Below are 20,967 nucleotides of genomic sequence, written 5' to 3' on the forward strand. Positions count from 1 at the left end.
TTTGTGTTCTGTGCGTCCGCGGTGCGCGGCTGGGGGCGCGGCGCGGGGTGGTGGTCGTGTGATCCGGAGACCGTGTGAGTCCGTCTGCGGGGCGTCTCGGGTGTGCGGCGCCGAGCGAGGCTTGCGTGATCCGGAAGACTTTGTGTTCCGTGGGTCTGCGGTGTGCCGTCGGGTGCACAACGTCGGCGGTGGCCGCGTGATCCGGAAGACCCTGTGTTGTGCGTCTGCGGGGCGGGGCGCGGCGTGGGGTGGTGGTCGCGTGATCGGAAGCCCTTGCGCCCGCCCGCGATGCAACGCCGCGTGCTCGACGCCGGGTGGTGACCACGCGCTCCAGACGACCTTGCGCTGGTGCGTCTACGGTCCGCGGCTGGGGGCGCGGCGCGGAGCGGTGCTCGTCGCCACCGAGGCCCTCGCTGCCGGCGGGGGCCTCGGCCGGTGGCCGGCGTTCAGGGTGGCGGCGCCGCGGTGAGGTCGAGGCTGAGCGTGATCCGGAAGACTTTGTGCGTCGGGATGGGGCGTTGGGTGCGGGAGGTCGGCAGCCAGGGGAGCGCGGCTGGGGTGTGCCACCGCGTCGACGCCATCCGCACCGTTCTCGCGTACTTCGAGCTGCCATCGCGTGATCCGGAAGAGCTTGTGCGCCTGGGTGGGGCGGGAGGCCGGCGGATCATGGGGGAGCGGCTGGGGCATGCCCGGGGCCAGAAACAGCTAGTGTGGCAGGGTGGATCTGCCGGTGATGCCTCCCGTCGAGCCGATGCTGGCCAAGAGCATTCCCAACCTGCCGAGCGCGGAGGGGATGAGCTTCGAGCCGAAGTGGGACGGGTTCCGCTGCATCGTGTTCCGCGACGGTGACGAGGTCGAGCTCGCCAGCCGTGGCGGCAAGACGCTGACACGTTACTTCCCCGAGGTCGTCAAGCAGGTCCTGGCGCAGCTGCCGGAGCGCTGCGTCGTCGACGGCGAGATCATCGTGATCCGGCGTGGGGAAGGCGAGCCGAAGCTCGACTTCGAGCTGCTCGGGCAGCGGATCCACCCGGCGGCGTCGCGGGTCAACCTGCTGGCGGAGCAGACGCCGGCGTCGTTCGTCGCGTTCGACCTGCTCGCGGTCGGGGACGAGGCGCTGGTCGAGGTGGGTTACGCGCAGCGCCGCGCCAGGCTGGTCGAGGCGCTGTCGGGCGTCGTGGCGCCGGTGCACGTGACGCCGGTGACGACGGACATCGAGGTGGCGCGGGACTGGTTCGCGCGGTTCGAGGGTGCCGGGCTCGACGGAGTGATCGCGAAGCCGGCCGGGGGCGCCTACGAGCCGGGCAAGCGCAGCATGTTCAAGATCAAGCACGCGCGCACGGCCGACGCCGTCGTGGCTGGGTTCCGGTGGCACAAGGACGGGCCGATCGTCGGGTCGCTGCTGCTCGGGCTGTACGACGAGGAGGGCCGCCTGCACCACGTCGGGGTGGCCGCGTCGTTCACCCGGGAGCGCCGGGCCGAGCTGGTCGAGGAGCTCGAGGCGTACCGGGAGGGCGTCGTCGACCACCCGTGGAACTGGGCGGGCCAGATCCCCGGCGCCGCCGCCGCGAGCGTCGAGGCGGTGCCGGCCGGCGACGCCGCGACCAGGCTCCCGGGCGGTGTGAGCCGCTGGACCGGGAAGAAGGACCTGTCGTTCGTGCCGCTGCGGCCGGAGCTCGTCGTCGAGGTCGGCTACGACGCGATGGAGGGCGACCGCTTCCGGCACACCGCCCAGTTCAAGCGCTGGCGGCCCGACCGTGAGCCGCGCTCGTGCACGTATGAGCAGCTCGACCGCCCCATCCGCTTCGACGTGGAGTCCGTGCTGGCAGGGCGGCCTTGAGCGCTCGCGTCGCACGGCGTTCGCTCGCGGTTCTGCTGGTCACGGCGCTGCTCGGCGGGTGCGGCAGCCTGCCCACCGACCCGTCGCAGGAGGCGCGGCGGCTGGACCGGCCGGCGGCCGCGCCCACGACCTCGTCCGGCGTGAAGGTCGAGCCGGCGCAGTGGAAGCCGTGCCCCGACGTCTACAAGGGGATCTTCTCCAGCCCGCCGCAGAACGTGAAGTACGACTGCGCCACGGTCAAGGTCCCGCAGGACTGGCACAACCCGGAGGGCTCCGGCACGTTCGACGTCGCGATGGTCCGCGGCCGGTCGACGACGCAGCGGGACCGGGTGGGGTCGCTGTTCATCAACCCGGGCGGGCCGGGGGCGTCGGGCGTCGAGTATGCCGTCTACCGGTCGGTGTACCTGCCGGCCGAGGTCGTCCGCCGCTTCGACGTGATCGGCTTCGACCCGCGCGGCATCGGCAGGTCGTCGCCGGTGAAGTGCTTCTCCGACGCCGACCTGGACGCCAACTTCGGCATCGACCCCGACCCGCAGACCGACGCGGCGTTCGGCGAGTCGGTCGCGCTGACCCGCAGGCTCGCGCAGAGCTGCGGCGACAAGTACGGCGACAAGCTGCGCTTCTACTCCACCGAGCAGACCGCCCGGGACATGGACGCGCTGCGGGCGGCGGTCGGCGAGCAGCAGATGACGTACCTCGGCTACAGCTACGGCACCCTGCTCGGCGCCGTCTACGCGCAGCTGTTCCCGAAGAACGTGCGCGCGTTCGTGCTCGACGGGGCGGTCGACCCGACGCTGTCGATGCAGGACTCCGCGGAGAAGCAGGCCGCCGGGTTCGAGCACGCCTTCGACAACTTCACCACCTGGTGCAAGGCCAACGTGACCGCCTGCCCGATCGGGCCCGACCCGCGGGCCGTGGTCACGAAGGCGATCGCGGACGCCCGGACCAGCCCCGTGCAGGGCAAGGGGCGCAACGCGACCGCAGGCTGGGTCTTCACCGCGGTGGTGTCGTCGCTGTACAGCGAGTCCGGCTGGCGGGTCCTCGCGCAGGCGATGCAGGACCTGCGCAACGGCAAGCCGGAGAAGATGTTCCAGCTCGCCGACTCGTACGCGGAGCGCGACCCGGAGGGCAAGTACACCAACATGTTCGACGCCAACGCCGCCGTCGGGTGCGCGGACAGCGACGACACCCCGACGGTCGAGCAGGCCAGGGCGTTGCAGCCGCAGTGGCGGCAGAAGTACCCGCTGTTCGGCGGGGCGCTCGCGCTCAACCTGATCTGCGCGCAGTGGCCCGGCAAGCGCGACCCGTACCCGGCGGGCGTGGCGACCGGCTCGGCGCCGATCGTCGTCATCGGCACGCTCGGCGACCCGGCCACCCCGTACGAGCAGGCGCCGGCGCTGGCGAAGATGCTGGGCGTCGGCACGCTGATCACGTGGAAGGGCGAGGGCCACACCGCCTACCCGAAGACCGGCTGCGTGATCGACGCCGTCAACCGGTACCTGATCGACCTGCGCGTCCCGCCGGCCGAGCTCACCTGCGAGAAGTAGCTACTGCTCCACGTTGTTGCGGGCCCGGCTCGGCTGGACCCGCATCGGCTCGCCGGGCATCTTCGGATACTCCGGCGGGTACGGCATGTCGCCCTCGCCGTTCGCCGCGTCACGCTCCGCCCACTCCAGCAGCGGGGTGATGTCGCAGGGCGAGTCGTCGATGCCGGCGTGGGCGTCGCCGAGCTTCGCGATCCGCTCCGGCACCGTCCGCAGGTCGAAGTCGTCGGGCTCGACGTCCGGCAGCTCCTCCCAGCGCAGCGGCGTCGACGCGGTGGCGCGGCCGTTGGCGCGCAGCGAGTACGCGCACGCGATCGTCCGGTCGCGGGCCATCTGGTTGAAGTCGACGAACACCCGCGCGCCCCGCTCCTCCTTCCACCACTTGGTGGTCACGAGGTCGGGCCGGCGCCGCTCCACCTCGCGCGCCAGGGCGATCACCGCCCGGCGCGCCTCGACGAACGTCCACTTCGGCTCGATCCGCACGTACACGTGGACACCGCGCCCACCGCTGGTCTTCGGCCAGCCCTTCCAGCCGAGCTCGTCGAGGACGGCCTTGAGCTCGCCGGCCACGACGGCCGCGTCGGCGAAGTCGGTGCCCGGCTGCGGGTCCAGGTCGATGCGCAGCTCGTCGGGGTGGTCGACGTGCGCCTTGCGCACCGGCCACGGGTGGAACACGATCGTGCCCATCTGCGCCGCCCACGCCACGTGCGCGAGGTCGGCGGGGCACAGCTCGTCGGCCTTGCGCCCGCTGGGGAACGCGATCTGCGCCGTCTCCAGCCACGGCGGCACGCCCCGGGCGGGGACCCGCTTCTGGAAGAACATCTCGCCGCCGATCCCCTCGGGGAACCGCTGCAACGTCGTCGGCCGGTTGCCCAGCGCCCGCATGATCCCGTCGCCGACGGCCACGTAGTACTCGAACACGTCGCGCTTGGTGAAGCCGCGCTCCGGGAACATGACCCTGTCGGGACTGGTCAGCCGCACCGGCCGCCCAGCGACCTCGATCTCCAGCGCATCGGCCATGCCAAGCACCCTACGCGCCGCGGGTCCCTCGTGCGGGTAGCCTCGCGGTCACGGCCTGCGGGTCGTCTGAGGGCTGGGCCTGCGCCGCGGCATCGGCGCCGGGGCCCGCCCCGCGCGGCCGCGGTTCGCCGGCGTCCTGCGCGTCGGCTCCTGCTCCTGGGTGGTGTCCTCGCCCCGGTCGCCCAGCCTGGTGAAGTACAGGATGCCGGCCCCGCCGATGATGAACGCGAACCCGATCGTCGTCATCATCGACGACGTGCCGGTCACCGGCAGCGTGCCGGCGGCCGTGCCCGTGCCCGTGGCGCCGCCGCTGCCCGATCCGGTGCCGCCGGGCGTGGTGCCGCCGTTCACGGTGCCGCCCCCGCCGCCGGGCGTGGTGCCGCCGTTGGCGTTGCCACCCCCGCCGCCCGGGGTCGTGCCGCCGTTGGCGTTGCCCCCGCCCCCACCGGGCGTCGCCCCACCAGGGGTCGTCCCGCCGCCGCCGGGCGTGCCACCACCGCCGGGCGTTGTTCCGCCACCGCCGGGTGTACCGCCGCCACCGCCAGGCGTGTTGCCACCGTTGCCGTTGCCGCCACCGTTGCCGCCACCGCCGACGGGTGTGCTCGGCCCGCCCGATCCGGTTCCGTTGCCGCCGCCGTTGTGCGAGCCGCCGGGTCCGCCGCCGTACCCACCGCCGCCGTTGCCCTGGTCGCCGTTCCCGGAGCCATGGCCGCCGCCGCCGTGATGCCCGCCGCCGTGCCCGCCATTGCCGCCGCCGTTGGCCGAGCCGCCACCGTGCCCGGCGTGGCCGTGGCCGCCGCCGTTGGTCGAGCCACCGTTGCCGTATCCGCCGCCGGAACCGTGCCCGCCGTTGCCGGAGCCATGCCCGCCGCCCTGACCGTGGCCGCCGCTTCCGTAGCCACCACCAGCCGAACCGCCGTAGCCGTTGCCTGAGCTGTGCCCGCCGCCCTGGCCGTGGCCGCTGTTGCCGTGGTCGCAGCCGCAGCCGGGACCGTCGTCATCGCCGGCGGTGGAGTGGCCGGCGTAGAGGGGGCCGCCGGTGCCGGCGTGGGTGGGGGCGTCGTACCGCCAGTCGCGGGTGTCGTCCGGGCCGTAGCCGGCGGGATCGGTGCCCGGGTGGGAGGTCTCGCCGCACAGCTCGAGGGTGCCGCTCCACGACGTGCCGCAGCCGTCGACGCGCATCTCGGTGGCCGAGGACGCGGCGTGCGCCGCGGTGGCCAGCGGCGTGATGCCCGCCGCGCCCGCCGCGCCGACCGCAACCGCCTTGTAGAGCAACCTCATCGTCGTGTCCCGTCCACTCGCCCGCTGTGCGACAAAAGTCCGAATCGTGGCTTTCGTCGGTCCAACGAGGTGGGGGCGGAGACGTCGCGGGCCAGGGGCGTCACGTTCTCGGGCCGTAATGGTCGTCCGGCCCGGGGCCGCCTACCGTTGAGGCATGACCGAGCCACTTGTCGACCTGCCCACCACCGACGCCGAATGGCGCGTGCGGCTGTCCCCGGAGGAGTTCCGGGTCCTGCGCCGCGCGGGCACCGAGGCACCCTGGACCGGCGAGTACGTCAGCACCAAGACCGCCGGTGTCTACAACTGCCGGGCGTGCGGCGCCCAGCTCTTCGAGAGCTCGTCCAAGTTCGACTCGCACTGCGGCTGGCCGAGCTTCGACGACGCCATCCCCGGCACCGTGAAGGAGATCGAGGACCGCAGCCTGGGCATGGTCCGCACCGAGATCCGCTGCGCCAGGTGCGACTCCCACCTGGGTCACGTCTTCCGCGGCGAGCGCATGACGGACAAGGACACCCGCCACTGCGTCAACAGCCTCTCGATCAGGCTGGATCCGGCCTCTAGCTAGACATTCACGGACCTGCCATGATCACCGCATGCCCCGAAGATCGACGTGGGCCAGGGTGGTCATGGCGATCCTGGCCTTGCCGCTGCTGCTCGGCTGCCTGAACTGCTGCGACGCCGTCCCGTCCTCGGTCGACGACGTCCTGCCCGAGAAGGGCCGCCCGCAGTTCACCCAGGACCAGGTGGTCGGGGTGTGGACGAGCGAGTGCGGCGGCAAGGTCAGCATCCGCGACGACGGCACCTACCACGCGGAGGGTCTCGTCCTGGACGACGACGGGGACGTGCCGCCGCTCACCAAGGACGGCAGCTGGTCGATCGTCGAGAAGGACGAGCACAACGACCAGCGCGTCTTCCTGAACTTCGGCGAGCACTCCGCCGTCCAGCTCAGGGCCGAGCGCGCCGACCGGTTCGAGCACCTGGAGATCCAGGTCGACGACGCCCAGGACGCCCACGACTGCCGGATGAACCGCTAGGCGCGGGTCTTCGAGCGGAAGAGCAGGGCCGCCGCGGCCATCGACACGACCATGATGGCCACGCACCAGGCGGCCGCCTTCCACGGGGCGGAGCCGACCGGCTGGTCGAGCAGCAGGCCGCGCAGGCTCTCGGTGATCGGCGTGACGGGCTGGTTGCCGGCGAAGCCGCGCAGCCACGAGGGCATGGTGTCGATCGGGACGAAGGCGCTGCTGGCGTACGGGAGGAACGTGATCCCGAACGTGTAACCGCCGGCCGCCTCGGGGGAGGACGCGAGCAGTCCGAGCGCCGCCGCCAGCCATGACACGGCGGCGATGGTGAGCACGAGCACGCCGAGAGCGGCGAGCCACTGCGCGGCGGAGGCGTGCGGGCGGAACCCGATCGCGAACGCGACGCCGAAGACCAGCGCGCTGGAGAACACGTTGCGGGCGAGGCTGGCGGCGACGTGGCCGGCGAGGACGGCCGGGCCGCCGACGTCGAGGGAGCGGAGGCGGTCGATGATCCCGCCGGTCATGTCGCTGGCGACGGAGCCCGCGGTCATGGCGGAGCCGAACGTGACGCAGAGCAGCATGACGCCGGGCACGACGTACGTGACGTAGGCGGTGCCGGTGTCGATGGCGCCGCCGAACAGGTAGACGAAGACGACCATCAGCATCACCGGCAGCACCAGCGACATGATGAGCGCCTCGACGTTGCGGCGGCCGAGGCGCAGCGACCTGCCCCCCATGGTCAGCCACTGGACGGGGGCGGTGGCGAGGCTAGACATTGGCGGGCTCCTTCGCTGACGCGGACGTGGAGGTGAGGGCGAGGAAGACGTCGTCGAGCGTGGCGCTGTGCAGCGAGAACCGGAGCACAGCGGCGCCGTGCGGGTCGATCTCGTCCAGGACGGCGCGGACGTGCGCGGCGCTGCCGTCGGTGGTGACGCCGACGGTGAGACGGCCGGCATCGTGCTGCACCACCCGGGTGCCGAAGCGGGCCAGCGCCGTGTCCCAGGACGAGCGTGACGCCATCTCCAGGTCGAGGCGCTGGTCGCCGAAGCGCGCCTTCAGCTCGGCCGGGGTGCCCGAGGCGACGACCCGGCCGTGGTCGACGACGGCGATGCGGTCGGCGAGCTGGTCGGCCTCCTCCAGGTACTGCGTGGTGAGGAAGACGGTGACGCCGGTGCTGACCAGGCCGGCGATCACCTGCCACATCGCCTGCCGGCTGGTGAGGTCCAGGCCGGTGGTCGGCTCGTCGAGGAAGATCACCGACGGGGTGCCGACGAGGCCGGCGGCGAGGTCGAGCCGGCGCCGCATGCCGCCGGAGTACGTGCCGGCGCGCCGGTCGGCGGCGGCGGTCAGGTCGAAGCGCTCGAGGAGCTCGCCGGCGCGCTTCCTGGCCGCGGCGGCGGTGAGGCCGCTGAGCCGGCCCATCATGCGGAGGTTCTCGGCGCCGGTCTGCAGCTCGTCGACCGCCGCGTACTGCCCCGTGAGGCTGACCGCGGCGCGCACCTGCCGGCGCTGGCGGACCACGTCGTAGCCGGCGACGCGGCACCGGCCGCCGTCGGGGCGCAGGAGCGTGGCGAGGATGCGCACCGTGGTGGTCTTGCCGGCGCCGTTGGGTCCGAGCAGGGAGAACACGGTGCCGGCCGGCACCGCCAGGTCGACGCCGGTGAGGACGTCGAGCCTGCCGTACGACTTCGTGAGGCCGGTCGCCTCGACGGCGAGGGTCATGAGGCACGCTCCAAGATTGTCTACTGCGTATGTCGTACGCACTACTGCGTAAGTTATACGCAGAAGTAGGATCTGAGTCAATGGAGAACGAACTGCCCTCGAACCTGGCCGTCGCCTGGGGCCTGCGCGCCCGGCCCGGCAAGGGGCCGCGACCTGGGCTGACGCTGGATCGGATCGTCGCCGCGGGCGTGCAGGTGGCCGCGGCGGAGGGCCTCGGCGCGGTGTCGATGAGCCGGGTGGCGGCCGAGCTCGGTGCGGCCACGATGTCGCTGTACCGCTACGTCGCCGCGAAGAACGAGCTGCTCGACCTGATGGTCGACGCCGCGGTCGGCCACCCGCCGCCGATGCCGCCGGGCGAGGGCTGGCGGGAGGGGATGCTGCGCTTCGCCCGCACGCACCTGGAGATCCTGCGGCGCCAGCCGTGGATGGTGCGGGTGCCGATCACCTCGCCGCCGCTGACGCCCAACCACGTCGCCTGGATGGACCACGGCCTCGCGGTGCTGGCGGAAACACCCCTCGAGGAGCACGAGAAGCTCTCCACGATCATGACCGTGAGCGGCATCACCCGGAACTGGGCAGTGCTGACCGCCGACATCACCGCGGCGGCGCAGGCGTCGGGGACGACCGCCGACGAGGCGATGCTCACCTACGGTCAGCTGCTCGGCAAACTGGCCGACCCCCAGCGGTTCCCCGCGATCGGCAGGCTCCTCGCGACCGGCATACTCGATGTACCCGACGAGACGCCGGACACAGACTTCGAGTTCGGGTTGGCGCGTGTTCTGGACGGTATTCAGACCCTGATCGAGCGCAGACAACCGTGCGACGCCGACCGGCCCGGGACCGCCCGGGCGGGGTGACCCGGCCGCCGCACCAGGACATCGACCGACCGCAGCACCGAGGCGCTCGCGCGCCCCCCACTGTCAGTGACGCGTTGATAGGGTGCGACGGTCATCTCGGAGGAACGGCGGATCACGTGGCGGTAACCGTGGAACGGCCCTCGTCGGCGGCGCCGACGGCGGCCCCGGCCCGGCGAAAGCCGCCCGCGTGGGCGCCGCCGGCAACGCTCGGTGTATTGCTCTTCATCGGACTGTGGCTCTACGGCGTGCCGGTCTGGACGACGGCGATCTTCACGGCGTATGTAGCCCTCGGAATCATCCTGCCCGGCATGCTGATCTGGCGGGCGGTTCGCGGCCGGCCCGGCTGGTTCGTCGAGGACGTCGCCGCGGGTCTCGCCGTCGGCTACTCCTGCGAGGTGATGACCTACATCGCCGCCAGGTGGATCGGCGTGCCGCTGCTGACCGCCGCCTGGCCGGTCGCCACGGTCGCGGTCTTCCTGCTCGTGCCGAAGCTGCGGCGGCACTGGCGCGGCACCGACCGGGCCGAGGAGAAGACGCCGTTCTGGTTCTCGGCGATCCTGTCGGGAGCCGGGTTGGTGCTCTTCTACTGGAGCATCATCCGGTTCTTCCGCACGCACGACCTGGCCGAGCCCGGCTCGCTGAGCCCCGACGGCGACTCCCCGTTCCACCTGGCGCTGCTGGGCGACGCCAAGCACCACATGCCGCTCGCCTCGCCGTGGCTGCCGGAGCAGCCGGTGCTCTACCACTGGTTCGTCTACGCCGAGATGGCCTCCACCTCCTGGATCACCGGGATCGAGCCGCAGGTCCTGCTGCTGCGCCTGTCGCCGCTGCCGATGATCCTGGGGCTGCTGATGCTGATGGCCGTCCTCGGCAAGCGGCTCACGGGGCACTGGTGGGCCGGCGCGGCCGCCGCGGTCACCACCTTCTTCGTGCTCGCCCCGACGCCGTACCAGTGGCCGCTGCACGGCTGGTTCTCCACCTTCGGCACCAACGTCTACGAGGACGGCTCGTCGCTGCGCGCGCAGCTGTGGACCAGCCCGACGCAGACGTTCGGCGCGGTCCTGTTCGCCGGTCTCGCGCTGGTACTGGTGGACGTGCTCACGGAACGCAACCGGAAGCGCTGGGCGCTGGTGGTCCTGCTGACCGCGGCGGTCACCGGCGGCAAGGCGACGTTCCTGCCCATGCTGCTCGCCGGCGTCCTGCTGGTCGTCGCGGTGCGCCTGCTGACCCGCCGCCGGGTCCACCCGGCCGCGCTGATCACCGCCGGCGTCGCGTTCCTCGCGCTGCTGTTCGCGCAGTTCGTCCTGTTCGGCGGGGCGGCGCAGGGCCTGGCGATCGACCCGCTGCACTTCGCCCAGATCTCCGGCGCGCCGTATACGGCCGAGTTCGCGATGCCGCTGCCCGGCCTGACCGGGCTGTGGCGGCTGCTGCTGGTCACGGCGATCACGATCGCCTGCTGGGCCTGCATCTGGCCCGGGCTGCTCGGCCTGGCGAAGCTGGCCAAGCGCCGCCGGCCCGACCTGCGGATCTCCGCCGACCCGGTCGTGCTGATGTTCGGCATCGGCCTGTCCGGCGTCGGCGCGCTGCTCGTCTTCGGCCACGAGGGCGGCGCCGAGGGCTGGTTCATGGTCTCCGGCCGCCCGTACCTGTCGCTCGCGGCGGTGGTCGGCCTGGCGATGATCACGCCGGCCGGCGTGCCCACCCGGCGGATGCTCACGTGGGTGTACGGCGCGATGGCGGTCGGCGCCGCGTGCCTGATCGTGGTGCACGAGCTGAACCCGAAGTGGATCCCGCGGCCGGCGCGCTTCGACGGGTCGTCCGGTATGAGCGCGCTCCACCTCCTCTGGCCGTACGCGGCGGTGTTCGCGCTGCTCGGCATCGCCGCGCTGCTCCTGCGCCGTTCGTCCTTCCCGGCCAAGGGCACCGTCGTCGCCAGCATGCTGGCCGGCGTCTGCCTGGTCACGACGCTGCTGCACCTGCACGAGACGACCCGCGAGGCCAACCAGACCGGCTGGCGCGGGATCAACCAGTACCAGCAGTTCATCCCGGCCGGCACGATGGAGGCCGGCCGGTGGCTGCGCGACCACTCCGACCCCGACGACCTGGTCGCCACCAACGCGCACTGCTTCGTCCTGGCCGGCACCACCCCCACCGAGTGCGACAACCGGCACTTCGCCTTCGCCGCGTACAGCGAGCGCCGCTTCCTGATCGAGGGCTGGGGCTTCACCAACCGCACCCACCAGATGGCGGCCGAGACCGGTCTGAACGCCGTGTTCGCGCCGTACTGGAACCAGCAGCTACTCTCCGACAACGACGCGGCGTTCACGACGCCGTCGGCGGCGACGATCGGTAAGCTGCGCGACCAGTATCGTGTGCGGTGGCTGTTCGTCTATGAGGCGTCGGACCCCTCGGGGGTCACGGCCTCGCCGGCGCTGGGCGAGTTCGCGCAGCTCAGGCATCGTGCAGGGAAGATCGCTGTCTACGAGATCCGCTGAGGGATGATGAACGACACTGTGACTGACGCCCCCGCGATGGAGCCGACCGCCGCGGGCCGCCAGGCCCGCCTGGCGCAGGTGCTGGCCTGTCCCTCCTGTCACGCACCGTTACGGCTTGATGGCGGCGAGGTCGTCGCCTGCGCCTCTTGCGGTCACGCGGGCAGGCGTCGCGGTGGCCAGCTGAAGTTCGGCGGCTTCGACTCCGAGGAGCTCACCGCCGACGCGCTGAACCGGATCAAGGAGTTCGTCAAGAAGCGGTTCAACAAGGTGTACCCGACGGCGATCAAGGTGCTGTCGCCGGTCATGGACCGCAACCTGATCATGCCGTTCCTGCGCAGCTTCGACCTGGAGCACGACCTCGTCGCCGACTTCGGCTGCGGCACGCACCGCCGCGACCAGCGGGTCATCTGCATGGACGGCGGCACCTACCCCAACGTCGACATCGTCACCGACCTGCGGAGCCTGCCGCTGGCCGAGGGCAGCCTCGCCGGCGGGATCAGCATCGCCGTCCTGGAGCACGTGCCCGACCCGGCGAAGCACATCGCCGAGATGCACCGCGTGCTGCGCCCCGGCGGCCGGATGCTCGTGTTCGTGCCGTTCATGCAGCCGTTCCACGCCTCGCCGTACGACTTCCAGCGCTACACCGAGGTCGGGCTGCGCGAGCAGTTCCCGCAGTTCGAGGTCCTCAGCGTCAAGGTCGGCGCCGGCCCGACGTCCGGCATGCTGTGGACGCTGCAGGAGTGGCTGGCGATGCTGCTGTCGTTCGGCAGCATGCGGCTGTACCGGGCGATCCTGCCCCTCACCTGGATCCTGTCCCCGCTGAAGCTCCTCGACCTGCTGCTGGCGCACCACCCGGCGGCCGCGGTGACCGCGAGCGGCTTCGTCATCGAGGTCCGCAAGCCGGCATGAGGGAGGCGCGACTTTTCGGCGGCCGGGGCCCCGCTTCCGGGGACCTGACCGGCAACCCGTTCCGTGCGGACCGGGACCGGATCGTCGCGTCCCCGTTCTTCGCCCGCCTCGGCGGCGTCACCCAGGTGATCAGCCCGGGCGGGTCGGGGCTGCTGGTGCACAACCGGCTCACCCACAGCCTCAAGGTCGCCAGCGTCGCCCGCGGCATCGTGGAGCGGCTGTGCTCGCCCCAGTGCGGGGCACAGCCGCTGCTGGACAAGCTCGGCGGCTGCGACGCCGACGTCGTGGAGGCGGCGGCGCTCGCGCACGACCTCGGGCACCCGCCGTTCGGGCACCTCGGCGAGCAGGTCCTGGACCGGCTCGCCCGGCAGCGGCTCGGGCTGCCGGACGGGTTCGAGGGCAACGCGCAGTCGTACCGCATCGTGACGAGCACCGAGATCAGCGGCTCGACCGTCGGGCTGGACCTCACCGCCGCGGTCCGGGCGGCCATGGCGAAGTACCCGTGGACCCGGCGGACCTACCCTTCGCCACACGTACACCTGATGCGTCCGACGCCTCGCGGTGCCGGGGTGGACCCGGACGACCCCGCGGCGGGGTCGCTGAAGTTCGGCGCCTACGTGACCGAGCTCGCCGACCTGCGCCAGGCCCGCGCGCCGTTCGACGGGCTGCTCGCGCAGTGGCAGCAGACCGCGGAGGCGTCCGTGATGGACACCGCCGACGACATCGCCTACGCCATCCACGACCTGGAGGACTTCCACCGGGTCGGGGTCCTGCAGCAGGGCACCGTCGCCACCGAGCTGATGGCGTGGCAGCGCGACGCGACCGCGCTGCGCGGTCTGGATCTCGCCGAGCTCCGCGCCTCCGCGCGCCGGCCGGGGCGCTCGGTGGAGCTGCTGCGCCGCGACCTGTTCCGCAAGGACGGCTGGATCAGCGACGACGACGCGTTCTGGGCGGCCGTCGAGCACGTGCGGCACGAGCTCGTCGACGGGCTGCTTGCGGCGCCGTTCGACGGCTCGATCGAGGCGGAGCAGGGCGTCGCGCGCTTCTCGGCCCGCTGGACGCGGCGGCTCATCGACGCCATCAACGTGCTCCCGGATCCGCCGATGCGCGCCGGGCACGTCGCGCTCGGCACCGCGCAGTGGCACGAGGTGCAGGTGCTGAAGTTCGTGCACCACCGGTTCGTCCTGGAGCGCCCCGACCTGGCGCTGCACCAGCGGGGGCAGGCCCGGCTGCTGGGTGCGCTCGTCGAGGCGCTGCACGCGTGGCTGGTCGACCCCGACGAGGCGGCGCGGCTGCCGCGGCGGCTGCACGACCTGGTCGACATGGCGTATGCGGAGGTCCGCGACCTGACCGCGGCCGACTACGGTCTCGCGTCGGGGGAGCTGGACCGGATGGCGATGGCCCGCGGCCGGGCGATCGTCGACTTCGTGGCGGCGCTCACCGACGGGCAGGCGGCCGGGCTGCTCGACGCGCTGTCCGGGCGGTCGCGGCAGCTGTGGACGGACGCCTTCGTATTGTGAGCGTCATGCTCACGCTGCGCCCGCTCACCCCGTCCGAGTTCACGTCCTTCATCGCCGCGCTGAAGGCGGCCTATGCGCTCGACGAGGTGCAGGCGGGGCGCGGCTCCCCGGCCGAGGTCGAGGCGCGGCTCGAGCGGCAGTTCGCGACGTGGCTGCCCGACGGCCTCGCCACCGAGGGGCACCTGCTCTACGCGGGCGTCGTGGACGGCGACGTGGTCGGGCACCTGTGGCTCGGGCTGCCGACGCCCGACCGGCAGCAGGCGTGGATCTACGAGATCTCCGTCGAGGAGGCGCACCGCCGCCGCGGCTTCGGCCGCGCGCTGATGCTCGCCGCCGAGGAGGAGCTGCGCGCCCGCGGCGTGACCCGGGTCGGCCTCAACGTCTTCGGTCACAATCCGGGGGCGCTGCGCCTGTACGAATCGTTGGGGTTCGAGACGACTTCGCGGCAGATGTCGAAGACACTTCCGTAAACACACGCATCAATAGGTGGACAACGTCACTCTGGTACCACTAGAAAGGGTCAGTGACCACCGAGAGTGATCTTCCGGCGACTGGGCGACGCGTGGACTGGCGCCGCTTTCACTGGGGGCCGATCGGCGTCGCGGTCGCCGGCGTCGTGACGGTGACACTGACGGCGATCATGGTGTATCCGTTGACGCAGCCCGATCGCCGGGCATCCGTGGACGGCCTGACCCCCGAGGAGCGCCGCTCCGCGGAGCGGGCGGGGCTGCCCGGCTCCGGTGCCTCGCCGTCGCCCTCGGCGTCCCGGTCCCCGTCACCGTCGGTGTCGGCCGGCGCGTCGCCGTCCGTCGTGCCGAGGGTCGTGTCGCGGGGCGGTGGGAAGCCCTCCGCCGGCAACACCGGCGTGATCGCCGGCACGGCGCTGACCGTGCTCACGGGCGACCAGACGCTGTCCGTCGACAACGCCGTGGTCTCGAACGCCGACATCCGCGGGTACGTCCGCATCACCGGGAAGAACGTGACGATCCGCAACTCGATCGTGCGGGGCGGGGCGGCGCGCTGCTCGGCCGCCGTGATCGAGGTCGTCGGCAGCGCGGTCATCGAGGACGTCGAGATCGCCCCGGCCAGCCCCAACGCGTGCCTCGACGGCGTGTGGGCCACCGCCACGACCCTGACCCGGGTCAACATCCACGGCACCGTCGACGGCGTGAAGGCCGGCAACGACGTCGTCATCCAGGACTCCTGGATCCACGACCTGACGTTCTTCAGCACCGGCGCCCCGGGCGCGACCGTCAACGACGCCGTCGACACCCGCGGCAAGCGCCGCATCACGCTGCGGCACAACGTGCTCTACCCGGGCGCCGAAGCCAACGCCGCCTTCCAGATCACGCAGGAGGGCGGCGCCAGCGGTGACGTGCGCGTCGAGAACAACTGGCTCGACGGCGGCTCCTGCGTGCTCAACTTCGCCCACCGCGGCGGCGGCCCCACCCCGATGACCGGCATCGCCGTGGTGAACAACCGCTTCGGCCGCAACACCAGATACGTCTGCCCCATTCTCATCAGTACGCAGACCACGCTCAGCGCCAATTCCGGAAACGTCTGGGACGACACCGGCGCGCCGATCCCCGCGCCCGACAAACACGATTAAATGATCTGGTGACCGCTTCGCTGGAACGTCTGGTCGTCATCGGCGGCGACGCCGCAGGGATGAGCGCCGCCTCGCAGGCCCGCCGCCGCCGACCCGCCGCCGACCTGCGGATCGTGGCGTTCGAGAAGGGGCAGCACGTCTCCTATTCGGCGTGCGGCATCCCGTACCTGGTGGCCGGCGACGTCTCCTCGCCGGACGACCTGGTCGCCCGTACGCCCGAGCAGTTCCGCGAGCTCGACATCGACCTGCGCCTCGGCTGCGAGGTCGTGGGGATCTCGCTGCCCTCCCGCTCCGTGACCGTCCGGTCCGGGGAGCGCACCTACGACGAACCCTTCGACCAGCTCGTCATCGCCACCGGCGGCGTGCCGGCCCGCCCCGACGTCCCGGGCGCCGACTCGGCCGGCATCCACGGCGTACAGACGCTGGAGGACGGCATCCGGCTGCTGTCGTTCCTGGAGGACCGAGCGCCGAAGCGTGCGGTGGTCGTCGGCGCCGGGTACATCGGCCTCGAGATGGCGGAGGCGATGATCCGCCGCGGCCTGGAGGTCACCCTCATCGACGCCGCCGACCAGCCCATGCGCACCCTCGACCCCGACATGGCCGGCCTCGTCGCGAACGCGCTGCGCGACCTCGGCGTCGACCTGCGGCTGTCGTGCCGCCTCTCGGGCTTCTCGTCGGACGCCGGCCGGGTCACCGCGGTCCGCACCGACGCCGGGACGCTGCCGGCCGACGTCGTCATTCTCGGCCTCGGTACGAAACCCAACAGCGCCCTCGCGGCCGGCGCGGGCATCGCGGTCGGCGCGTCCGGCGGCATCGTCGTCGACCGCCGCCAGCGCACGTCCGCGGAGGGCGTCTGGGCCGCCGGCGACTGCGTCGAGGTGCACCACCTGATCTCGCAGCGCCCCACCGCGATCGCCCTCGGCACCCACGCCAACAAGCAGGGCCGCGCCGCCGGCATCAACATCGGCGGCGGCTACGCCACCTTCCCCGGCGTCGTCGGCACCGCCGTGTCGAAGATCTGCTCGCACGAGGTCGCCCGCACCGGCCTCACCACCGCCGAGGCTCTGGGTGCGGGCTTCGAGGTGTTCTCCGCCGTCACCGAGTCCACCACCCGCGCCGGCTACTTCCCCGGGGCCCTCCCCATCACCACGAAGCTGATCGCCGAACGCACCACCGGCCGCCTCCTGGGCGCCCAGATCGTCGGCCAGGAAGGCGCCGCGAAGCGCATCGACGCCCTCGCCGTCGCCCTCTGGCACGGCATGACCGTCGAGGAGATGACCGGCCTGGACCTCTCCTACGCCCCGCCCTTCGCCCCGGTCTGGGACCCCGTCCTCATCGCCGCCCGCAAGACCGCCGAGCAGCTGGCTAGGCTCAGGCCGTGATCATCCACAGCGCGCCCTTCGCCTCGTTGGACGTCTTCACCCTGTACGCCATCCTCCGCCTCCGCAGCGACGTCTTCGTCGTCGAGCAGGCGTGCCCCTACCCCGAGCTGGACGGCCGCGACACCGAACCCGCCACCGTCCACATCTGGCTCACCGACCCCGCCGGCGCCGTCACCGCCTGCCTGCGCGTCCTCACCGACCCGGACGGCACCGCCCGCATCGGCCGCGTGGTCACCGCCGCCACCCACCGGGGCCAGGGCCTCGCCGCCCGCCTTCTCGCGGAGGCGGTCGCCCTGATCGGCCCCCGCCCCGCGGTCCTGGACGCCCAGACGACGGCCGTCCGCGTGTACGAACGGTTCGGCTTCGTCGCCACGGGCACCCCCTACCTCGAGGACGGCATCGAACACATCACCATGCGCCGAACCTGAGCTGTACTTCCCCCACCGCTGCCCCGGCGGGTCTTCGGCGGGCATTCTCACCCGCACCCCACTGCGCCGCTCCGCGCCGCACTGCCCGATCTTCGCGTGCTCTGCGGTGATCGAATTGCAGTTCTGGCCGCTATCACAGCCAGATCCGTCATTCGATCAACGGCGGCCGGGGGAAGCTCGGCGGCCGAGCGCAGATCCCCCATGATCCTGAAGACTTCGTGCTGCTATGACGACACAAACTCTTCCGGATCACGCGAACGCCGGGACCACAACCGTTCGGGATCATGGTGGAGCGGCGGTTTCTCGTGATCCGGAAGACTTTGTGCTGCCACGACGGCATGAACTCTTCCGGATCACGGAGGTGGGGCGGTGGGCGAGCGCTCGGCTGAGGTCGTGCTGCGAGCTGGCCGGCATGCCACCCGTGAGCCGGACGATTGTCGGCGGGCCGCTCCGGGTGACCGAGTCGCAGCGACCGGCCGCTGGAAGGCTGCCGCCGCTCTGGTTTCTCATGATCCTGAAGACTTCGTGCGGCGATGACGACACAAAGTCTTCCGGATCACGTGAACGTCAGGACCACAACCGTTCGGGCGGATGGTGGGGCGGCGTTCTTCCGTGATCCGGAAGAGTTTGTGCTGCCATGGCGACGTGAAGTCTTCCGGATCATGGAGGTGGGGCGGTGGGTGAGCGGGAGGAGGTGCAAGCTCAGAAGCGGGCGAAGCTGCGGAGGGGCATGCGGGGGCCGAACTTGGGGGCGGTGATGCCCGCGGCGGCGAGGAGGCCGCAGACGCGGCCGCGGTGGCCGGCGTACGGGGCGAGCAGCTCCAGCATGTGCTCGTCGGTGCCGCGGGCCGCGCCGGTCAGGGCGTAGGCCACGACGTTCTTGATGTGGTAGTCGCCGACGGAGACGGCGTCGGGGTCGCCGTAGGCGGCGCGGGTGACCTCGGCGGCGGTCCAGGGGCCGATGCCGCGGATGGTGAGCAGCCGCGCGACGGCGTCGGCGGCGGTGGCGCAGCGCTCCAGGCGGGACGCTTCGGCGGCGACGCGGCGCAGGGCGTCGGCGCGTTTCTGTTCGATGCCGAAGGGGTGGAACACCCAGTAGGGCGCGGCGGCGATCGCCTCGGGGGGAGGGGGGAGGCGGAGCCGGGGCTGCGGGCCGGGGGCGGGGTCGGTGCTGAAGTGGCGCAGGAGGCGCACGTAGCCGTCGCGGGCCTCCTTGCCGGTGACCTTCTGCCCGAGGACGGCCGGGACCAGGTGGTGGAAGACCCGGCCGGTCGCGCCGATGCGCAGGCCCGAGTGCTCGCGGGCGAGGCGGTACAGGAGCGGGTGCTGACGGGCGAGGTCGAGGAAGCCGGTGAGGTCGTCGCGGAGCCCGGCGACGGCGTCGGCGCGGTCCAGCAGCCAGTCGGCGCCCGGGCCGTAGGCGGTCGCGACCAGCGAGGCTCCCGTGAGCGTCAGCTGGAGTGTGCCCGGGCCGTCGGGTGTACGGGTGGCGAACCAGCCCTCCCGCGCGCCGACGGACAGCGTCGGGTCGCCGTTGATGAGGCACAGGCCGCGCAGCGTCCCCGCCAGGTCGTAGCGGGGCGGGCAGTCGAACGTCCTCACCGGGCGGCCTTGGCGAGGGCGCGGTGCAGGAGGCGGGCGTCGCCGAGCATGGCGCGCAGCTTACGCTCCAGGCCCGCGATCGGGATGAGGTTCTGTGGGGCCCGCGGGTCCTTGTAGGCGCTGGAGGCGAAGCGGGGGAGCGTGACCGCCGACAGGTGCGCGAGGGCGATCGCGTCGGCGGGGAGCAGGTCGGCGGAGCACTCGGCCCGCACGATGCCCGCCCACGGCGACCCTTCCGGGCCCGGCAGCCGCAGGTACCAGGCGAACCGGTGCCACGAGGTGCCGAGGAGGAACACGGGGGAGCGCTGGCCGCCGCGCAGCCCGGTGACGACGGCGGTCAGGTCCGCCGGCAGGTACTCGACGCGGTGGGTCTTGATGTAGCCCAGGGCCCGGGGCAGGTGCGCGCGCTCCTGCAGCGGGCCGTCGACGATGAGCAGGTCGCCGTCGTCGCGCTCCTCGCCGGACACGCCGACCTCCAGGGCCCGCATGTGCCGCTGTACGCCCAGCGCCAGGTCCTTCGGCTCGCCCCGGGAGACCCGGATCGCCGGGTAGCGGACGGCGCCGGCGACCAGGGGCGGGGCCAGCTCGAACGGGGTGAACAGGCCGCGCTCGATGCGGGTCGTGGCGATCGCGGCGGCGCCCCGGTCGAGGTCGCAGCGCACGACGCCGGCCGCGTAGGAGGCGGCGACGCCGGGGTAGGTGACGCCGTCGTCGTCGGTGGCCCAGACCCGCGCGTCGATGCGCTGGACGCCGTCGACGACGAGGACGGTGCCGGGCGGCCGCAGCCCGGCGGGCGCGTCGACGCCCCGCCAGGCCTGGGCGGGCAGCTCGACATCGGGCTGGATCTGCGCGCTGCTCTGCGCCTGCGGACCGTCCGCGGCGGCGGCCTCGAACGCCACCCCGTAGGACGGGTCCCACGCGTCGACGTGAAACTTCACAGCCCGACCCGTTCCACCCGGGCGGTGCGCGCGTCCCTGCGCACCTCGAACCTGACGGGGATGCGCTCGGCGAGCGCGCCGACGTGCGTGACGACGCCGACCATCCGGTCGCCGCGCGCGGCGAGGGCCTCCAGGGTCGCCGCGACGGTGTCCAATGTGGACTGGTCGAGGGTGCCGAAGCCCTCGTCGAGGACGATCGACTCGAGGCTCGCCGACGCGGTCGACAGGCCGGCCAGCTGCTCCGAGAGGGCGAGCGCGAGGGCGAGGGACGCCTGGAACGTCTCGCCGCCGGACAGCGTCCGCACCGCGCGCCGCAGGCCGGCGTCGTGGTGGTCGACGACGTAGAACTCGCCCTTCTCGTGGCCGAGGTCGTACTGCCCGCCGGACAGCTCCCGCAGCGTCCGCGACGCGCCGTCGACGAGCGTGTCGAGGGCCTCGGCGAGCAGCCACCGCTCGAAGCGGTCGGCCCGCAGGTGCTGGGCGAGGGCCTTCGCGACCTGCGCCTCCCGCGCGACCTCGTCGCGCTGGGCGGTCAGCCTGGCGGCCTCGGCGCGCCGCTCCTCGATCCGCCGGTGCGCCGCCTCGGCCCGCTCCACGGCGACGGCGGCCTCGCGGGCCGGGTCGGTGCCGGGCGCGGGCAGCCCCGCGTCGGCGAACTGCGCCCGCAGCTCGTGACGGACCGCGGTGACCCGCGCCTCGGCGTCCTGGACCGCCTCGGCGGCGGCGGGGCGGCGCTCCTGCCGCTCGCCGGCGGCGGTGCCGGCCCAGCCGGTCAGCGCCGCACACGCGTCGGCGAGGTCG

The 20,967-nt window shown here is 72.6% G+C and carries 19 protein-coding genes; 12 read left to right on the forward strand and 7 right to left on the reverse strand.

Annotated elements, in window-relative coordinates:
* The first annotated feature begins 718 nt into the window (after nt 1-718).
* Complete coding sequence (locus AB0J72_RS24825; RefSeq protein ID WP_363402453.1) at nt 719-1,837, forward strand: ATP-dependent DNA ligase; 1,119 nt, start codon at nt 719-721, stop codon at nt 1,835-1,837.
* Complete coding sequence (locus AB0J72_RS24830) at nt 1,834-3,384, forward strand: alpha/beta hydrolase (RefSeq protein ID WP_363402455.1); 1,551 nt, start codon at nt 1,834-1,836, stop codon at nt 3,382-3,384. The genes AB0J72_RS24825 and AB0J72_RS24830 overlap by 4 nt, the downstream gene beginning before the upstream one ends.
* Here the strand turns inward: AB0J72_RS24830 and ligD are convergent, their stop codons facing one another.
* Nucleotides 3,385-4,401, reverse strand: coding sequence for a non-homologous end-joining DNA ligase (ligD, locus tag AB0J72_RS24835; RefSeq protein ID WP_363402457.1), 1,017 nt, complete (start codon nt 4,399-4,401; stop codon nt 3,385-3,387).
* A 48-nt stretch (nt 4,402-4,449) separates the two neighbouring features.
* On the reverse strand, nt 4,450-5,682 hold the full coding sequence (locus AB0J72_RS24840; protein WP_363402459.1) for a hypothetical protein: 1,233 nt from the start codon (nt 5,680-5,682) through the stop codon (nt 4,450-4,452).
* 154 nt (nt 5,683-5,836) lie between these two features.
* On the opposite strand from AB0J72_RS24840, the gene msrB reads away from it, so the two are divergent.
* Nucleotides 5,837-6,247 carry a peptide-methionine (R)-S-oxide reductase MsrB gene (msrB, locus tag AB0J72_RS24845; RefSeq protein ID WP_363402461.1) on the forward strand — a complete coding sequence of 137 codons (411 nt, stop codon included), beginning with the start codon at nt 5,837-5,839 and terminating at the stop codon, nt 6,245-6,247.
* A 28-nt stretch (nt 6,248-6,275) separates the two neighbouring features.
* Entirely contained in the window at nt 6,276-6,716 is a 441-nt protein-coding gene (locus tag AB0J72_RS24850) for a hypothetical protein (RefSeq protein WP_363402463.1), read from the forward strand.
* On the opposite strand, the gene AB0J72_RS24855 is transcribed toward AB0J72_RS24850, so the two are convergent.
* The gene (locus AB0J72_RS24855; protein ID WP_363402465.1) at nt 6,713-7,480 is read right to left on the reverse strand and encodes an ABC transporter permease; all 768 of its coding nucleotides are present in this window, start codon (nt 7,478-7,480) and stop codon (nt 6,713-6,715) included. The two genes, AB0J72_RS24850 and AB0J72_RS24855, sit on opposite strands and share 4 nt — an antisense overlap.
* The gene (locus AB0J72_RS24860; protein WP_363402467.1) at nt 7,473-8,426 is read right to left on the reverse strand and encodes an ATP-binding cassette domain-containing protein; all 954 of its coding nucleotides are present in this window, start codon (nt 8,424-8,426) and stop codon (nt 7,473-7,475) included. Before AB0J72_RS24860 ends, AB0J72_RS24855 begins: the two co-directional genes overlap by 8 nt.
* An 80-nt stretch (nt 8,427-8,506) precedes the next feature.
* Here AB0J72_RS24860 and AB0J72_RS24865 point away from each other — a divergent pair, with 80 nt between their 5' ends.
* From AB0J72_RS24865 to AB0J72_RS24900, 8 genes are all read left to right on the forward strand, one after another.
* Nucleotides 8,507-9,283 (forward strand): TetR/AcrR family transcriptional regulator C-terminal domain-containing protein, encoded by a 777-nt coding sequence (locus AB0J72_RS24865; RefSeq protein ID WP_363402469.1) that lies wholly within the window; start codon nt 8,507-8,509, stop codon nt 9,281-9,283.
* Nucleotides 9,284-9,498: 215 nt separating this feature from the next.
* Nucleotides 9,499-11,778 carry a hypothetical protein gene (locus AB0J72_RS24870; RefSeq protein ID WP_363402471.1) on the forward strand — a complete coding sequence of 760 codons (2,280 nt, stop codon included), beginning with the start codon at nt 9,499-9,501 and terminating at the stop codon, nt 11,776-11,778.
* 18 nt (nt 11,779-11,796) lie between these two features.
* Nucleotides 11,797-12,687: a class I SAM-dependent methyltransferase gene (locus AB0J72_RS24875; RefSeq protein ID WP_363402473.1), complete on the forward strand. Its 891-nt coding sequence runs from the start codon at nt 11,797-11,799 to the stop codon at nt 12,685-12,687.
* The gene (gene dgt / locus AB0J72_RS24880) at nt 12,684-14,207 is read left to right on the forward strand and encodes a dGTP triphosphohydrolase (RefSeq protein WP_363402475.1); all 1,524 of its coding nucleotides are present in this window, start codon (nt 12,684-12,686) and stop codon (nt 14,205-14,207) included. The genes AB0J72_RS24875 and dgt overlap by 4 nt, the downstream gene beginning before the upstream one ends.
* Before the next feature lie 5 nt (nt 14,208-14,212).
* On the forward strand, nt 14,213-14,677 hold the full coding sequence (locus AB0J72_RS24885; protein ID WP_363402477.1) for a GNAT family N-acetyltransferase: 465 nt from the start codon (nt 14,213-14,215) through the stop codon (nt 14,675-14,677).
* Between the two features lie 182 nt (nt 14,678-14,859).
* Nucleotides 14,860-15,816 carry a hypothetical protein gene (locus tag AB0J72_RS24890; protein WP_363402479.1) on the forward strand — a complete coding sequence of 319 codons (957 nt, stop codon included), beginning with the start codon at nt 14,860-14,862 and terminating at the stop codon, nt 15,814-15,816.
* An 8-nt stretch (nt 15,817-15,824) separates the two neighbouring features.
* A complete protein-coding gene (locus AB0J72_RS24895; RefSeq protein ID WP_363402481.1) occupies nt 15,825-17,198 on the forward strand; it encodes an FAD-dependent oxidoreductase in 1,374 nt (457 codons plus the stop codon).
* Entirely contained in the window at nt 17,195-17,626 is a 432-nt protein-coding gene (locus AB0J72_RS24900) for a GNAT family N-acetyltransferase (RefSeq protein WP_363402483.1), read from the forward strand. Before AB0J72_RS24895 ends, AB0J72_RS24900 begins: the two co-directional genes overlap by 4 nt.
* A 702-nt stretch (nt 17,627-18,328) precedes the next feature.
* On the opposite strand, the gene AB0J72_RS24905 is transcribed toward AB0J72_RS24900, so the two are convergent.
* The 3 genes from AB0J72_RS24905 to AB0J72_RS24915 form a co-directional block, all read right to left on the reverse strand.
* Nucleotides 18,329-19,174 (reverse strand): DNA-3-methyladenine glycosylase 2 family protein, encoded by an 846-nt coding sequence (locus AB0J72_RS24905; RefSeq protein ID WP_363402502.1) that lies wholly within the window; start codon nt 19,172-19,174, stop codon nt 18,329-18,331.
* 50 nt (nt 19,175-19,224) lie between these two features.
* On the reverse strand, nt 19,225-20,166 hold the full coding sequence (locus tag AB0J72_RS24910; RefSeq protein ID WP_363402485.1) for a hypothetical protein: 942 nt from the start codon (nt 20,164-20,166) through the stop codon (nt 19,225-19,227).
* Nucleotides 20,163-20,967 (reverse strand): SMC family ATPase (locus AB0J72_RS24915; protein ID WP_363402487.1); only part of this gene is annotated, 805 nt, incomplete at its 5' end. The genes AB0J72_RS24915 and AB0J72_RS24910, both read right to left, overlap by 4 nt.

Source organism: Dactylosporangium sp. NPDC049742 (assembly GCF_040674675.1).
Lineage (GTDB): Bacteria > Actinomycetota > Actinomycetes > Mycobacteriales > Micromonosporaceae > Dactylosporangium > Dactylosporangium maewongense.

Coding starts and splice junctions, on each gene's coding strand:
- ligD (WP_363402457.1), bottom strand. CDS start 4,401: ATGGCCGATGCGCTGGAGATCGAGGTCGCTGGGCGGCCGGTGCGGCTG.
- AB0J72_RS24840 (WP_363402459.1), bottom strand. CDS start 5,682: ATGAGGTTGCTCTACAAGGCGGTTGCGGTCGGCGCGGCGGGCGCGGCG.
- msrB (WP_363402461.1), top strand. CDS start 5,837: ATGACCGAGCCACTTGTCGACCTGCCCACCACCGACGCCGAATGGCGC.
- AB0J72_RS24850 (WP_363402463.1), top strand. CDS start 6,276: ATGCCCCGAAGATCGACGTGGGCCAGGGTGGTCATGGCGATCCTGGCC.
- AB0J72_RS24855 (WP_363402465.1), bottom strand. CDS start 7,480: ATGTCTAGCCTCGCCACCGCCCCCGTCCAGTGGCTGACCATGGGGGGC.
- AB0J72_RS24860 (WP_363402467.1), bottom strand. CDS start 8,426: ATGACCCTCGCCGTCGAGGCGACCGGCCTCACGAAGTCGTACGGCAGG.
- AB0J72_RS24865 (WP_363402469.1), top strand. CDS start 8,507: ATGGAGAACGAACTGCCCTCGAACCTGGCCGTCGCCTGGGGCCTGCGC.
- dgt (WP_363402475.1), top strand. CDS start 12,684: ATGAGGGAGGCGCGACTTTTCGGCGGCCGGGGCCCCGCTTCCGGGGAC.
- AB0J72_RS24885 (WP_363402477.1), top strand. CDS start 14,213: ATGCTCACGCTGCGCCCGCTCACCCCGTCCGAGTTCACGTCCTTCATC.